At 36.9% G+C, this 14,663-nt stretch carries 16 protein-coding genes; 5 read left to right on the forward strand and 11 right to left on the reverse strand.

Features of this window, described 5'->3' with window-relative positions; genetic code table 11:
* The 4 genes from ACY65O_RS13485 to ACY65O_RS13500 form a co-directional block, all read left to right on the forward strand.
* The coding region (locus ACY65O_RS13485) for a transferrin receptor-like dimerization domain-containing protein (protein WP_462221380.1) at positions 1 to 1,106 on the forward strand (1,106 nt) is incomplete at its 5' end.
* 12 nt (positions 1,107 to 1,118) lie between these two features.
* Positions 1,119 to 2,489 carry a methyltransferase RsmF C-terminal domain-like protein gene (locus tag ACY65O_RS13490; RefSeq protein ID WP_462221381.1) on the forward strand — a complete coding sequence of 457 codons (1,371 nt, stop codon included), beginning with the start codon at positions 1,119 to 1,121 and terminating at the stop codon, positions 2,487 to 2,489.
* A gap of 74 nt (positions 2,490 to 2,563) precedes the next feature.
* Positions 2,564 to 3,553: a DPBB and LysM peptidoglycan-binding domain-containing protein gene (locus ACY65O_RS13495; protein WP_462221382.1), complete on the forward strand. Its 990-nt coding sequence runs from the start codon at positions 2,564 to 2,566 to the stop codon at positions 3,551 to 3,553.
* Positions 3,554 to 3,558: 5 nt separating this feature from the next.
* Positions 3,559 to 4,749, forward strand: coding sequence for a C1 family peptidase (locus tag ACY65O_RS13500; RefSeq protein WP_462221383.1), 1,191 nt, complete (start codon positions 3,559 to 3,561; stop codon positions 4,747 to 4,749).
* A 42-nt stretch (positions 4,750 to 4,791) separates the two neighbouring features.
* Here ACY65O_RS13500 and ACY65O_RS13505 read toward each other — a convergent pair whose 3' ends face one another.
* The 3 genes from ACY65O_RS13505 to ACY65O_RS13515 all read right to left on the reverse strand — a co-directional run bounded on the left by ACY65O_RS13505 (position 4,792) and on the right by ACY65O_RS13515 (position 7,159).
* Positions 4,792 to 5,787 (reverse strand): methionyl-tRNA formyltransferase, encoded by a 996-nt coding sequence (locus tag ACY65O_RS13505; protein WP_462221384.1) that lies wholly within the window; start codon positions 5,785 to 5,787, stop codon positions 4,792 to 4,794.
* Positions 5,788 to 5,852: 65 nt separating this feature from the next.
* Entirely contained in the window at positions 5,853 to 6,341 is a 489-nt protein-coding gene (locus ACY65O_RS13510; RefSeq protein ID WP_462221385.1) for a hypothetical protein, read from the reverse strand.
* Positions 6,342 to 6,352: 11 nt separating this feature from the next.
* Entirely contained in the window at positions 6,353 to 7,159 is an 807-nt protein-coding gene (locus ACY65O_RS13515; protein WP_462221386.1) for a M48 family metallopeptidase, read from the reverse strand.
* A 116-nt stretch (positions 7,160 to 7,275) separates the two neighbouring features.
* Here ACY65O_RS13515 and ACY65O_RS13520 point away from each other — a divergent pair, with 116 nt between their 5' ends.
* Positions 7,276 to 7,725: a hypothetical protein gene (locus tag ACY65O_RS13520; RefSeq protein WP_462221387.1), complete on the forward strand. Its 450-nt coding sequence runs from the start codon at positions 7,276 to 7,278 to the stop codon at positions 7,723 to 7,725.
* On the opposite strand, the gene ACY65O_RS13525 is transcribed toward ACY65O_RS13520, so the two are convergent.
* The 8 genes from ACY65O_RS13525 to ACY65O_RS13560 form a co-directional block, all read right to left on the reverse strand.
* Complete coding sequence (locus tag ACY65O_RS13525) at positions 7,722 to 8,123, reverse strand: SET domain-containing protein (RefSeq protein ID WP_462221388.1); 402 nt, start codon at positions 8,121 to 8,123, stop codon at positions 7,722 to 7,724. The two genes, ACY65O_RS13520 and ACY65O_RS13525, sit on opposite strands and share 4 nt — an antisense overlap.
* The gene (locus tag ACY65O_RS13530; protein ID WP_462221389.1) at positions 8,120 to 8,542 is read right to left on the reverse strand and encodes an SET domain-containing protein-lysine N-methyltransferase; all 423 of its coding nucleotides are present in this window, start codon (positions 8,540 to 8,542) and stop codon (positions 8,120 to 8,122) included. The genes ACY65O_RS13525 and ACY65O_RS13530 overlap by 4 nt, the downstream gene beginning before the upstream one ends.
* Positions 8,543 to 8,812 carry a hypothetical protein gene (locus tag ACY65O_RS13535; RefSeq protein ID WP_462221390.1) on the reverse strand — a complete coding sequence of 90 codons (270 nt, stop codon included), beginning with the start codon at positions 8,810 to 8,812 and terminating at the stop codon, positions 8,543 to 8,545.
* Positions 8,813 to 8,844: 32 nt separating this feature from the next.
* Entirely contained in the window at positions 8,845 to 9,360 is a 516-nt protein-coding gene (locus ACY65O_RS13540; RefSeq protein ID WP_462221391.1) for a type VI secretion system tube protein Hcp, read from the reverse strand.
* Positions 9,361 to 9,409: 49 nt separating this feature from the next.
* A complete protein-coding gene (locus ACY65O_RS13545) occupies positions 9,410 to 10,780 on the reverse strand; it encodes a hypothetical protein (RefSeq protein ID WP_462221392.1) in 1,371 nt (456 codons plus the stop codon).
* A 22-nt stretch (positions 10,781 to 10,802) separates the two neighbouring features.
* Positions 10,803 to 12,182: a hypothetical protein gene (locus ACY65O_RS13550; RefSeq protein ID WP_462221393.1), complete on the reverse strand. Its 1,380-nt coding sequence runs from the start codon at positions 12,180 to 12,182 to the stop codon at positions 10,803 to 10,805.
* Positions 12,183 to 12,385: 203 nt separating this feature from the next.
* On the reverse strand, positions 12,386 to 13,786 hold the full coding sequence (locus ACY65O_RS13555; protein ID WP_462221394.1) for a hypothetical protein: 1,401 nt from the start codon (positions 13,784 to 13,786) through the stop codon (positions 12,386 to 12,388).
* A 27-nt stretch (positions 13,787 to 13,813) separates the two neighbouring features.
* Positions 13,814 to 14,663 (reverse strand): hypothetical protein (locus ACY65O_RS13560; protein WP_462221395.1); only part of this gene is annotated, 850 nt, incomplete at its 5' end.

The following is a 14,663-nucleotide window of genomic DNA, read 5'->3' on the forward strand; positions in this document are numbered from 1 at the left end:
CAGCAAAAGGCATTAAACCAAAACGCACCATTGTATTTTGTGCATGGGATGCAGAAGAACCAAGTTTGCTGGGCAGTACAGAATGGGTAGAAGATCACCAGGAAGAATTAAAACAAAAAACTGTTGCTTATATTAATACAGATGGTAACAGCCGTGGATTTATTGGTGCAGGCGGATCGCATGTTTTTGAAACTTATTTTAATGAAATTGCTAACGAAGTAAAAGATCCCGAAACCGGTGTAAGCATCAACGATAGACGTTATGCAAAAGCAATGATTGATGCTGATAAAAATGCAAGAACAAAATTATTGGGTAACAAACAATTAAAACTAAGTGCGTTAGGAGCAGGAAGCGATTGGGGCGGATTTTTACAATTCCTCGGTATTCCATCAATGAATTTAGGTTTTGACGGCGAGGGCGAGGGAGGTGAATACCATTCTATTTACGATTCGTACGATATGTTTATAAAGTTTAAAGATCCGGGTTTTAAATATGGCGAAGCCTTATCAAAAACAGCAGGAAGAACGGTATTGCGTTTGGCTAATGCAGATGTGCTGCCCATAGATTTTAATAGTTTTTATAAAACAGTAAATGAATACACTGTTGAAATAAAAACATTATTAGAAAACACAAGGACCGAAACTGATATGCACAATGCCTTACTAAAAAATAATGCTTTTGATTTAGCCAAAGACCCCACAAAAATTTACGCCAGCCCAAAAATGAAAGATGCTGTTCCATTTTTAAATTTCAGCAATCTTGAAAACGCATTGGTACAATTAAAAAATTTGAGTGAGGAATTTCAAAAATTATATACAAAAGCAATGCAGCTTAGCAGAGATAAACAAAATGAATTAAATACCATTTTATATAAAGCAGAGCAAAGTTTAATTCAGCCAAACGGTTTACCAAGGCGTACCTGGTATAAGCACCAGATTTATGCACCGGGTTTTTATACAGGCTATGGTGTAAAAACAATACCGGGTGTAAGAGAAGCTGTTGAACAGCGCAACTGGAAAGAAGCGCAGGATAATATTGAAATTGTTGCTGCTACTTTACAGGCTTACACTTTACAGGTAAACAAGGCTGTTGATTTATTGAAATAAGTATTTTTAATTTTGGAATTACCAGGTATATTTTTAGATTCGATAAAGGAAGTTAAAGGCTTTGATGAAGAAGCTTTTAAAAAAGTGCATCAATCCGGTGAGCAAATAACTTCTGTTAGAAAAAATCCGGAAAAAACATTCAATAATCAATCCTCCATATTCAATGCTCAACTGGAGGAAGTTCCATGGAATACCAAAGGATACTATTTTGCTGAGCGGCCATCATTCACAGCGGACCCGCTTTTTCATGCAGGAGCATATTATGTGCAGGAAGCCAGCAGTATGTTTTTAGAGCAGGCATTAAAGCAAACTGTTGATTTATTGCAAACCGTAAAAATTTTAGACCTGTGCGCTGCACCCGGTGGAAAATCTACATTGATACAGTCTTTAATTTCTGCAGAAAGTTTATTGGTAAGTAACGAAGTAATAAAAACAAGGATTAATGTTTTAAGTGAAAATATTACCAAATGGGGTGCAGCAAATGTTATTGTTACTAATAACGATGCAAAAGATTTTAAGCGTTTAGAAAATTACTTTGATGTTATAGTGATAGATGCACCATGCAGTGGCAGTGGCTTATTCAGAAAGGATGTTGCAGCAATTGACGAATGGAGTTTAAATAATGTACAGCTGTGCAGCCAGCGCCAGCAAAGAATTTTAGCCGATGTATTTTCTTCCTTAAAAGAAAATGGGATTATAATTTATTCCACCTGCTCTTACTCCACCGAGGAAGATGAGGCAATATGCGACTGGATAATAAAAGAATTTAAAGTTGAAAGTGTACAACTGAAGATTGAAGAAAGCTGGGATATTGTGGAAACACAAAGCGAAATTTATAAAGGATTTGGTTACCGGTTTTATCCAGATAAAGTAAAAGGCGAAGGTTTTTTTATTGCAGCGTTTATCAACAGGCAATTTGCAAATGGTAATACGCAATTAGCAAATAGAAAAACAGAAAAAGTATCTAAAAATGAAATGGAGGTTTTAAAACCCTGGTTAAAAAATGCAGATGATTTTTTTTTCATCAAACAAAATGAAGACATAATTGCAATGCCCCTTCATCTGCACAATGATTTAGCGGCTATTCAAAATTCTTTATACATAAAAAAAGCTGGCGTAAAAATGGGTGCTGTTATCAGGGATGAACTAATTCCTCATCACGAGCTGGCATTAAGTACAATTATCAGCAAAGGCATTCCTTCAATTGAGGTGGATTTGCAAACGGCTCTTCAATATCTGCGTAAGCAGGAAATAAAAATTAAATACTCGTTAAAAGGCTGGGCATTAATAAAATATCAGCAACTGCCTTTGGGTTGGGTAAAAATACTTCCCAACCGTATTAACAATTATTATCCTAAAGAATGGCGCATCCTTAATAAATAAGCGGTATTCTTAACAACTTAATAGGTACAAAAACCAACTAATTTTTGCATATTTGCAGCACAATATTTTTCGCTATGAAGAAATTATTTTTTCTGTTGTTTTTACTGCCGCTGTTTGCAATTGCTCAAAAAGTTATAACCCATACCGTAAAGGCAAAAGAAAGCCTTACCAGCATTGGCCGTTTATATAATATTAATGGCAGGGAGCTGGCCACCTATAATAATATTGATTATGATAAAGGTTTAACGCTGGGCCAGGTATTAAAAATTCCTGCAGCAAGTACCGCAAATGAAGCGCCTAAAACCGAAGCTGTTAAACCAGTTAATGCACCTGCAAGGCCGGTACCTGTAATAAAAACTATTTTGGCTGATGAAAAAAAAGCAACCCCTGTTTATCATACCGTAGCAAAAAAACAAACCCTGTATGCAATTAGTAAATTGTATAATACTACAGTGGCAGATATAAAAAAATGGAATAACCTTACTGCTGATGCATTGAGTGAAGGAACAAAAATAATTGTAGGATACAGCAATAGCAATAAAGCAGCGCAACAACAAAATACAATTGCGGTAATTAAAGAACCGAAGACAATAAAAAAAGTTGCAGAAAAAGATATCCCTGTTAGTAACAACACTGTTGAAAGTGTAAAACCGGTTGAAATAAAAAAGGAAATACCACAGCCTGTAAAAAAATATGATGTTGCCCCACCACCTGTTAACGAAGCAAAGGCGGCTGATTTTAAAGGGGGCATTTTTAAAAATGTATTTGATGAACAAACAAAAGGCAACTCCTTAGTAACTGAAACTGGCGATGGCGGTATTTTTAAAAGTACCAGTGGCTGGCAGGATGGAAAATATTATTGCCTGCACAATACAGCTGCTGCCGGAACTATTTTAAAAATAACTAACAATGCTACAGGTAAATCGATATATGCAAAAGTGCTGGATCTAATTCCGGATATAAAACAAAATGGCGGATTGATAATAAGGATAAGTAATGCTGCCGCCAGTGCATTAGGCGCAGGAGAAAATAAATTATATTGTACCATCAATTATTCAAAATAAATTTTATGAAGAAAATATTTTTATCGGCATTTGCTGTTGCTTTTTTTTTGGCAGGCTGGTCGCAGGGAGATTTGCCACAACCGGTAAAACCACGTGAGCCAAATGGTAAGCCAAGCATAGAAAATACAAATGCACCCCATTATTTTACCGAAGAAAAAAATATTGCTGCAACCAGTGTAAAAAATCAGGGAATGACGGGCACCTGCTGGTGCTTTTCCACCACATCATTAATAGAAAGCCAATGCCTTAAAAATAATTTAGGTGAAATAGATTTGAGTGAAATGTTTTCTGTTAGAAATACATATTTGGAAAAAGCAAAAAATTATATACTGCGCCAGGGCCATACACAATTTGGAGAAGGTGGCCTTGGGCACGACCTGATAAACGCCATTGATAAATATGGCGCCATGCCAGAAACGGCGTACAGTGGATTAAAGACAGGCTATACAGAGCATAACCATGTAAAATTAGTTAAGGAATTACAGGAATATTTAGACAGCATTATAAAAATAAATCCTGTGCCGCAAAACTGGATGAAAAAGTACAAAGAAATTTTAGATGACGAGTTGGGTAAAGCACCGGAAGAATTTAATTATAATGGTAAAGAATATACACCTAAAACATTTGCAACAGCTGTATTAAAATTTAATGCAGCTGATTATGTTAACATTACTTCTTTTACCCATCATAATTATTACCAGCCTTTTGTTTTAGAAGTACCGGATAACTTTAGTAATGCCGCTTATTATAATGTGCCTTTAAATGAAATGATACAATTAACAAAAGATGCCTTAACCAAAGGGTATTCGGTACTGTGGGATGCAGATGTAAGTAACGATGGCTTTATGCAAAAAATGGGTTCGGCCATTGATATGGGCAATATACCTGAAGGATTGAAAACTAAAGATGATATTATTAAAGGCGAAGTAAAAGAAGGCAACCCGGAGGCAGCAAGGCGGCAAACCTTATTTGAAAATCTTACTACACAGGATGATCACCTGATGCATATTACAGGATTGGAAAAATCAAAAAGTGGCAACCAATTTTTTTGGGTTAAAAACTCCTGGGGAGATGTGGGGCCTGTGCATGGTTATATAAATGTATCGGAAGCGTATTTTGGAATTAACACTATAAGTTTAGTAGTTCCTAAAGCGGCTTTAAGTAAAGCAATGCTGGAGAAATTAAAAATAAAATAGTATTAAATACATCAGGTGGTTTGTAAAACCGCCTGATGTATTTTAAAATCTGTAGCCCCTTAGAAATTCTTCAACGGTCATTTTTTTCTTTCCTTCTAATTGCAATTCTTTTACATCAATATAGCCATTGGCGCAGGCAAATTTTAAAAATGTTTTACCATCTGTTTCGTATAATACGTCTGACGGCTTTAAGCCTTCTTGACGCATAGCTTTATAAATCTTCAGCATTTTACCATTAAGCATTGTAAACGCACCGGGAAAAGGCGACAGACCTCTAATTAAATTATGTACTTCTTCCACCGTTTTAGTAAAATCTATTTTGCAAGTTTCGGTAAAAATTTTTGGTGCATGTTTGGGAGAATGGTGAATGGTCAATGGTGAATGACTCCCTGACGCTTCGGACTTTTCTATTGACCAGTGACTATTGACCATTGACAACTGTGGTGTTTCTTTTAAAGTGCCCTCTGCCAAACCTTTAATTGTTTTTACCAAAAGTTGTGCGCCCATTTCTTTCATGGTATCATGCACTTCAACGGCTGTTTCGTTTTCTCCAATGGCAAAACTTTGCTGCAATAAAATATCTCCGGTATCTATTTGATGTTGTAATTTAAAAGTAGTTACACCGGTTTCTTTTTCGCCATTTATAACCGCCCAGTTTATTGGTGCTGCACCGCGGTACTGTGGCAATAAACTGCCATGTAAATTTATGGTGCCCATGTGCGGCATGTTCCAAACAATTTCGGGCAGCATACGAAAGGCTACTACAATTTGTACATCTGCTTTCAATAATTTTAATTGTTCTAAAAATTCAGGGTTCTTTAATTTTTCAGGCTGCAGAAAATTTAAATTATTTTCAACCGCATATTTTTTTACTTCACTTTGCTGTAACTGCATCCCTCTGCCACCGGGTTTATCGGGTGCTGTAATTACGCCAACAATATTGCATCCAGCCTTTACCAAAGCATCAAGAGATGCAACAGCAAATTCTGGTGTGCCCATGAAAACAATACGTAAGTCTTTAAATTTTTCTTCGTTCATTTAAATGCAAAAGCCTCCGTTTATCAGTGAGGCTTTTAATGCAGTAAAGATAAAAATAAATTCTCTTACTCTTTCATCACTAAATCCACATCCGATACAATCTCACTTTCTTTTTTATTTTTATCAAAAAACTGTACGTTTAAATGATAGGTTTCTCCCGCCAGCATGGGGCTGCCGGTGGTTAGTGTAGCTTTTAATGATGCTGCTTTAGATTTATCAAGTGCAGCCTGTTCTGCAAATGCATCAGGCAGGTTCAGTATTTCTTTGCCGGCTTTATCGGTTAAAATAATGCGGCACCCCGGATTTACTTTGCCATCTTTTAGCTGGTAATAATCTACACCGTCTGCAATAAGCTCCACCTTTTTACCCAATGCAATTTTGTTGGTAGATAATTTATTATCATCCACTGCTAAATAAATATCATCTACAGCAAAGCCATTGTAAGAACTGGTTAAACCAGTAGATAAATCTTTTTTTACACCTTTGCTAAAACCGCCACTGCAATTGCAAAGCGTAAGACTAATACAGCCAAAAAGAAAATGTTTTAATTGCATAAATTTTTATTTTATTGTTTATAATATTGTGCTTTTATCCCTGGTATTAATTCAGTTAATTTTTTTATTCTTGTTTCGTCGCTGGGGTGTGTAGATAAAAATTGTGGTAATTTATTGCCCTTATTTTCAGCAGCCATCCGTTGCCAGAAGGGAACCGCTTCGTCAGGATTGTAACCTGCCATGCTCATAAATATTAAACCTAATTTATCGGCCTCACTTTCCTGCATGCGGCTGTTGGGCAATTCTATAGCAAGTTTACTGCCCACCATGTACAAACCTAAAAAAAGTAATTGTGTTTCCTGCTTTTTTTCTTTTAAGGCTTCTTCTAAAACTAATCCGCCCAGGCTCATTAATAATCCTGTGCTCATTCTTTCGTTACCGTGCCGTGCAATGGCATGCGCAATTTCGTGCCCCATCACCACCGCCAGTGCTGTTTCATTTTGTGTAACGGGTAACAGGCCGGCGTACACCACCACTTTACCGCCGGGCATGCACCAGGCATTTATAATATTTTCGTTTATGGTGTTATATTCCCATTTAAAATTTTTAATTTCTTTGCTCATATTATTTTGCTGCATATACATTTCAACAGCCTGCTGAATTTTTGTGCCGGTTCTTGTTACCATTTGTGCCCTTTCATCATTTTGAGAAAGTGTAGCACTGACTTTTACTACAGAATCGTACTGGGAAAAAGCCAATGCCTGTATCATGGAATTAGGAACAAGGTTTAACTGTTTACGGCCGGTTACAGGCACCGTTTTGCAGGCACATAACATACACAGCATTACAATTACCATTATATAAAAAACGTTTTTCATCTTTTTATTTTAGATGATAAAACTATAGCTTGAGAGCAGCTGTTACAATCCCTTAAAAAGGGGAGATTGCAATGGCCGGCACTTTGTACATTTATGCAATCATAAAAAAAACTGGTATGAAAAATTTTCTATTTATCTTACTTATAGTAATGCATACAAAAACTGCAGCACAACAAAAGCAGGTTTTAATAAAAGATTCGGTGCCGGCAAAAGTGGTACTTAAAAATAATGTGTACAGCAGTAAGGCTGTCACCAAGCTTTCTGTTGCAGCAACCATTGAAATAGAATTGAATAAAATTGTAGCCTCCCATATTCATCTTTCTAATACCCCGGCCACCTGGACAAAAATTAGATTGGAAGCAGATAATTTATTGTATACCTACTACAGAGATGAAAAGTTATTTGGCATAAAAAAAGAGCAGGCCTATTTTATTACAATGGGTAACGAAACAATGACTGCTGCGGATATTGCCAATAAAAAAATGATTTTACTTGCAGGCATTGCCAATATTAAACCTGCAGAGTTTTTACTGATACGTGTTGAAAAATTAAATACTTATAACTAAGCCTGTTTATAAATTATATTTCTTGCCTCAAACCATTCCTTATATTCTTTTCCTTTTTCGCCTCCATAATTAATACAAATTTCAGCACCCGGCTCAATATCTTCTACTGCATAATACTGCATTGTTTTAGTTTCTTTATTTAGACTGTACCCTGCATTTGAATGCACTGCATGATTGTATAAAGAGCCGAAGCCAAGTACAAGTGCCAGTGTACCCAGCTCTTTATCAAAATTAAAAAAGTAATCGCACAGTGCTGATGCAGTAGCGGTATTATAATCCTGTGCAGGCAGTACAATTACATGTGCTGTTTCAAATACTTCATCTTTTGCAATTAACTGTTTGCAAAAAACACCACGGCCTTTGCCCTTTACAGTTTTTATGTAAAGCTGTTTATTCATATTGTTTCAGGCTGAAAATAAACAGGTGTTGCATCATTTGGTTTACCATTATAATTAAGCGTAATTTCTTCACCAGGTTTTATTGCTTTGCATGCTTTAATTATAAGGCAGGTATCTTTTAAACAAACAGTGTACACTGCATTGGCAGTGTACGAGTGATTGTACAGCGAACTGTTGCCAAGCCCCAACGCTGCGGGGGCATCCGCATTATCAATCAAAAAATAATAACTGAATAAAGAAGTGTTTTGTAAAAACTCTTTATCGCCTGCCTGCAATAAAATTACCGGGGCTCTTTCAATAACCTCACCGGCTTTAATTTTTTTACAGGCAAAAACTCCCCGTTCATGTACCTGGCTTTGTTTTACTGTAATGCCTGCAGGCTGGTAAATTTTATTTTTATTAAACAGGCGCAGCAGCATTTAATCTTTATGTGGTTTAGCAGTTGTAGTATTTTCTTTCATCTTTATCGTGTTTTCTTTCATGGGCAATGTTGCAGGCGTTTGCTTTATGTGATCAAACTTTATTGGTTTAACGTTTTCTTTCATAGCTATTTTTCTTGCAGTGTCTGCAGTTACCGCTGGTTGTATGGTGCCGGGTTTCACCGTTTCTTTTTTTACAACTGGTGCAGTTTGTGCTTTTACGCCTGCAAAAATCAACAGGGAACTTAAAAGTGCGAATACTTTTTTCATGATAATAAAATTGTTAGGTGAATAATAAATGTTTAAAAATTTGTCCATTCCTTACCGGTTCCGGTATCAAAACCAAATTTCCTGGAAACAGTTTGTACGCCTGTTCTGGATTGATCATAATACGTCCAACCAATTCGGATGGCCTGCAAAGTAACTGTCGTATTCATAGCACTGTTGCATCCCATTGCTTCGAAGCAGGCGGCTACCGAAATGTTTTCCATTTTAATAGTGTAGGAAATAGCTGGGCTTCCACCAGACGGATTGAGTGATTGAACTGTAACCTGTCCACTCATTAAAACTTCACCATTTGCTATTGCCTTTTTTAAATCGGCTGAAGCGCCACTTACTACCATGGTAAAACTAAGCTGTGTATTATTTTTTCCACCATTGGTAATACTTGTTGCAGCTATCCATCTTTCAAAACCTTTTAAAACAGCATCGCCTTTTATTTGCTGCCCCCTTGCATCGGTGAGTTTTATAAGTACATCGGTTTTTTGTGCAGCACAAAAAATTGGTAAAAGCAATAAAAGAAAAATAATTGTACGCATGTCTGTAGTTTTTAGTGTTGTGTATTTGAATTATGAATAGTTCTATTCTTTATTGATCGGCTTTTGCAAAAGCCCTTTCATCAAGCCATAAAATACGCAGACCCTTTATGCAGGAGAAATACACATTGTATGTCCTGGCTTTACCTCCTATGTCAGAGAAATTAAGTTTCCAGTTTCCTGTCATTGATAATTTGCCGTTTGATTTTACACTTTGAAATTTTATATTTCCAACATTACCACTGGCAACACCTAAATCCCAATTGTAAGTGTAGGCTGCTGTTATTAAAAAATTTTCAACAGAAGCATGTGTTGCCATGTGCGAATCAAAACCGGTTGATGCACTTACATATTGAATGGCACCGGAAAAATCGTTTGTCCATTTGCCTGTAAGATCAGAAGCAGCTACAGCAAACTTGTTGTAATTGGCCATCTTTTCCATTTTTTCCCAGCCGTATGTTTTTTGATGATAAGCTCCAAATTCATTTTCAAAAGACTGTTTATCGGGAGTTATGAACTCTAAATATTTTCCGTTGCCGTTAGAGTAATTCATTTTAAACAACACCACATGCACCGTGTTGCCTGTATTTTTTTCAACCATATCCGCTTCTGCAAATTCAATGGATTGCCAGCCCGTAATAGGTTTAAATTCAAAGTTAATTGCTGAACTATACCTTGGTGCAACCAAAACATTCCAGGCATTTTTTAAGCCGTCCATCAAAACAGAATTGTATGCATCAGCATTTTTGTTGGGGTAATGAATGAGTACTTTTATATTGCCTTTAGTTGTTTCTACCCAATCTTCCTGTACCGTACTTGTCCATCCATCATCAAAGTTGGTGGTAGTAAAAGCGAATCCTGAATTGGTAAAAGGCGTGGGCGGCTTTTGAATAATTTCAGGCGGATCAGTTTTGATTATTGTACCAGTTGTTTGCTGATGTTCATTTGTTGCTGCAGGTGTTGCCGGAATTGTTGCCGTAATATTTTCGGGTGTTTTATATAAAGGCGCTGCAGTGGCTTCTGCAAAATATAGTTCCGTTTCTTTTGCACCCATTAAAAAATACATTATAAGATGCCGTTTGTCTTTTTGTAACCATGCATACTTATCATTTCCTTCAACAATAGTAATGGCCCATCCCAGGACCGTAAGATTTTTTATCAATGAATCTGCATTAAATCCATCGCCGGTAACCGGCGGCAATACTAATACTTCGGTAGCAGCTAATGAGGTTTTTGCTTTTTCACTTTCTATTTGCAATAACATTTTTGCGGCCGCTAAACTTAACATTCGCTTATCTTGTTTACTTCCTGCAGGCAAACTTATGCCCGTTAATAATGATTGACTTACTGGTGTTATTTTTTTTTGAGCAAATGTTGTGGCGATCAAACAAAAAAAACATATTGAACTGAATACCTTTTTCATAATTATTTTGAAGAATAGTAATTTATTTGGCTAATCCATATTTTTGGTAGATGCCCGAACCCGGGTAATCTGCATCCAGGAGGTTTAATATTCTTGCGCCTTTTATGCAAGACCAAAAAGCGTGATACGTTCTTGCCTTGTTTTCTATCATCGAAAAATTAACCTGCCAATTATTAGGTACTGTAATTTTACCTGACGATTTAACCTGGTTAAACTTTGCATTACCCACCATTCCATTTACTACCAGCAATTTCCAGTTGTAGGTATTGCCTGCGGCAAAAACAAATTCTTCGTTGGACTGGTTCATATGCATGCCTGCATAATCGCCGGTATAAACATTGTACAGTTGCTGTATGCCTGTAAAATCGCTGGTCCATTTTCCGGTAAAGTCAGCAGCAGCTACAGCAAACTTATTGTAGCCAGTCATTTTTGCCAGCGGTATCATCAGGTCAGATTCGCTATCCCATCTAATAGTTTCAGGATCAAATTTGTATTGCTGCATAAAAGTATTTTTATCAGGTGCAATAAATTCGAGCCAGCCGCTTTGGCCTTGCCGGAATAAAACAAGGAACACTTCTTTTCCGCTTGCATTTTCTGTAGCATAGCCCATGCCAAGGTAAGGCCTGTTATAAGTGGTTATATAAGCAGTTTTATAATTTTTAAGATTGCTGTAACGTGGTGCTACTAAAATATTCCAGGCTGCTGTAGTTAATGGCTCAGGGTCGGCAGGAAATATAGTGCCTTCTTTAGGATAATGCAACAGCACTTTAATATTATCTTTTTTTACTTCTACCCAGTCTGCCTGTTCGGTTGCAGCCCAGCCATCATCAAAGTTGCTGGTATTAAATTTAAAGCCGGAACTTACCGGAGTAGTTGTATTATTTTCGGATGTTTGATTTTGTGTTTGTTGTTCCGGTTGGGTATTGGTTGTTTGTTGTGCTGTTCCGTTATTGCTTTGTTGCTGTACATCGGTTTGTACCTGCGGCGGAGTAATTATTCCCTGAGGTGGCTGGTTGCTTTCTCCAAAATAAATATTCGTTTCTTTTTTAGCAGTAAAAAAATAGGCCAATATATATTTATCATTTTGCTGCAACCAGTAATAATTTTTTTCATTCGCAACAGCAGATAAGGACCATCCGGATTGTTGTACTGCAACTGCAAAAGAGTCTGCAGTATATCCATTATTTTTTACCGGCGGCAGCGAAAGCACTTCAGTATTTTTTAAAACCGCAGCAGTTTTTTTACCTTCTGTATCCAATAACATTTGTGCGCCAACTACACTCAGCATTCGTTTATCATGTTTGCTTCCCGGGGGCAAGGCTATACCCGTAAGCGGCGAACGATTTACGGGTACTACTTTTTGTGCAAGTAGGTTATGCGAAATAAAAATCAACAGGATCAACAAACTGATTTTTTTCAGATTGCTCCATAATTGAGGCAACATATTTTGGCAAGCATAATTTTGCATTACTGTACGGGTTGATATTTGTATTGATGCTGATAACATAGTTTAGTAAATTACAAGTCAAATGTATTCCTGGCATTCAGTAATTACTATCCTATAAAACAGGGATTTTTCGATTGCACTTTCTTTATTAAACATTATTAATTTGCCTTACCATAAGCAGTGTAGCCGGCATAAGTAACATCCGATAGCCATAGCAAGCGGCCTCCTTTTACACAGGAAAAATAAGCATCGTAAGTTTTGGGTTTGCCTTCCATTTCAGAAAAATACACCTGCCATGTATTGGGTAAGCTGAACTTTCCATTTGATTTTGCACTTTGAAATTTAATATTGCCCACAAAGCCACTGGCAACGCCAATATCCCATTTATAAGCAGTACCCGGGCCAAATATAAATTTTTGAGAAGAAGCATGGGTATCTGCCCCTGCACTTGCACCAGTGTAAGCGTTCACGTACTGCGTCATGCCCGTAAAATTATTGGTCCATGTTCCGCTAAGGTCGCTGGCAGCAACTGCAAACTTATTTCTATACTGCATGTTTGAAACTTTGTCCCAATCAAATGCTGTGTTGTGATAAACACCAAATTCTTGTTCGTACTCAGCTTTTGCATTGGTAATAAATTCCAGGTAGGCACCACTGCCATTGCTGTAATGTTTTTTAAACAATACAATATGCACTGCATTACCGGTACTGTTTTCTGTAGCATCAGCTTCTGTAAACGAAACCGATTCCCAGCTTTGTATGGATCTCCACTCAAAATTTTTCATGTTGCTGTAACGTGGTGCTACCAATACATTCCATGCCGTGTAATCCCCTTCTTTTAAAACTGAATTGTAAGCATCTGCTTTTGCATTGGGAAAATGAATCAGCACTTTAGTACCGCCTTTTGTTACCTGTACCCAATCTTCCTGCACTGTACTCGTCCAGCCATCATCAAAGTTGGTGGTAGAGAAAACAAATCCTTTTGAAATTTCAGCAGGTTTCTTAATTGTCTGCTCTTTTTTAGCAGCAACTGTTTTATCAACTGCTTTGATATTATTAACCTGTTTTTGAGCTGCAGGTTTTTTTAAATTAACCGATTCTAAAAAAGCTGTCATCTCTTTTTCATATACATCTGTGTTGGTTAGTATAATAATATTTACCATTTTTTCGTAGCCGCTGGATGTTACTAAAACTACAACACCTTTACTGCCTTCGCTTTCAAATGGCGCATAGCCACTGTGTGCTTCCCATCCATCTTCTATGGCGGCTGGTTGCATTTCCGGTGCTGTAGAAACGGTTACCATTTCTTTTACTACCGATGTCCATGCCAGGTCAAAATTTTCTTTTGCATTGGCTGTAGCCGGTAAAGATTTAAATAATGTTATTGCACAGTAGGTTCCTTTTGCAGCATCTTCTTTTGTAAACTGAACGGCATTTGCTGTTGTTTCTTTTTTCCACCCGGCAGGTGCGGTGTATGTAGTAATATCAAAGGTTTCTTTTTGTGCAAAGATGTTTGCCACCCAGGCAGATAGTGCACAGAGAAGAATTATCTTTTTCATATTAATTTATCATTTACAATTTTATTATTACTCAACCTTCCCATAAGCATTATAATCACCGTAATCCTTATCCTGTAACCATAAAATTCTTCCTCCTTTAAAGCAAGAAAAATAGGCATTGTATGTTTTGGCCTTTCCTTGTATATCTGAAAAATGCATCTGCCAGTTCGTAAGCATTTTAAACGACCCTTTTGTTTTGAATGTTTTAGCAGCACCCGCCGAATGGGCATTATTGGTTGAATAGCCATCCCAGTTGTATGCAGTGGCAGAAGTAAAATTGAAATTTATTACGATTGAAATTGTATTGGTGCCTGCGTATTGCCCGTCGCTTTTATTATAATTAAAAAAACTTGCTGAAAACTTATCAGACCATTTTCCTTTTAAGTCAGTTGCTGCAATGCCAAACTTATTATATGTTGACAGTTTTTCAAGCGGGGCGAATAATTTCAGGTCAGGATAATTATTTAGCGTTGTATTATCTACTCCAAAATTTTTTATAAAAGTATTTTTATCGGGAGAAATAATTTCTATCCAGCCTGTATTTCCTTTTTGAAAAAGAACTACATAAACTTTTTTTCCCGATTGTTTATCAGTAACATTTGCTGCTATCACATAAGGACGTGGAAGAATGGATGTAGAATACCAGGCAGTATAATTTTGCAAGTCGTTGTACCGTGGAGCAATCAGGTTGTTCCATGCAGCATTTATTCCTTCATCCGAATCAGGATAATACTTGCCGGTTATTGCATTGGAATAATGAAGCAACACTTTACTATTTCCTTTTGTTACCTCTACCCAATCTTCTTTTACAGTACTGTTCCAACCATCATCAAAGTTGGTGGTGGTGAATGCAAAACCGTTGGGAATTGTTGGGGTT

It is taken from the genome of Ferruginibacter sp. (genome assembly GCF_031430955.1).
GTDB lineage: Bacteria > Bacteroidota > Bacteroidia > Chitinophagales > Chitinophagaceae > Ferruginibacter.

Bases quoted from the DNA above. Each gene is read 5' to 3' on its own strand.
- ACY65O_RS13495 (WP_462221382.1), top strand. From the start codon at position 2,564: ATGAAGAAATTATTTTTTCTGTTGTTTTTACTGCCGCTGTTTGCAATT.
- ACY65O_RS13500 (WP_462221383.1), top strand. From the start codon at position 3,559: ATGAAGAAAATATTTTTATCGGCATTTGCTGTTGCTTTTTTTTTGGCA.
- ACY65O_RS13505 (WP_462221384.1), bottom strand. From the start codon at position 5,787: ATGAACGAAGAAAAATTTAAAGACTTACGTATTGTTTTCATGGGCACA.
- ACY65O_RS13510 (WP_462221385.1), bottom strand. From the start codon at position 6,341: ATGCAATTAAAACATTTTCTTTTTGGCTGTATTAGTCTTACGCTTTGC.
- ACY65O_RS13515 (WP_462221386.1), bottom strand. From the start codon at position 7,159: ATGAAAAACGTTTTTTATATAATGGTAATTGTAATGCTGTGTATGTTA.
- ACY65O_RS13520 (WP_462221387.1), top strand. From the start codon at position 7,276: ATGAAAAATTTTCTATTTATCTTACTTATAGTAATGCATACAAAAACT.
- ACY65O_RS13525 (WP_462221388.1), bottom strand. From the start codon at position 8,123: ATGAATAAACAGCTTTACATAAAAACTGTAAAGGGCAAAGGCCGTGGT.
- ACY65O_RS13530 (WP_462221389.1), bottom strand. From the start codon at position 8,542: ATGCTGCTGCGCCTGTTTAATAAAAATAAAATTTACCAGCCTGCAGGC.
- ACY65O_RS13535 (WP_462221390.1), bottom strand. From the start codon at position 8,812: ATGAAAAAAGTATTCGCACTTTTAAGTTCCCTGTTGATTTTTGCAGGC.
- ACY65O_RS13540 (WP_462221391.1), bottom strand. From the start codon at position 9,360: ATGCGTACAATTATTTTTCTTTTATTGCTTTTACCAATTTTTTGTGCT.
- ACY65O_RS13545 (WP_462221392.1), bottom strand. From the start codon at position 10,780: ATGAAAAAGGTATTCAGTTCAATATGTTTTTTTTGTTTGATCGCCACA.
- ACY65O_RS13555 (WP_462221394.1), bottom strand. From the start codon at position 13,786: ATGAAAAAGATAATTCTTCTCTGTGCACTATCTGCCTGGGTGGCAAAC.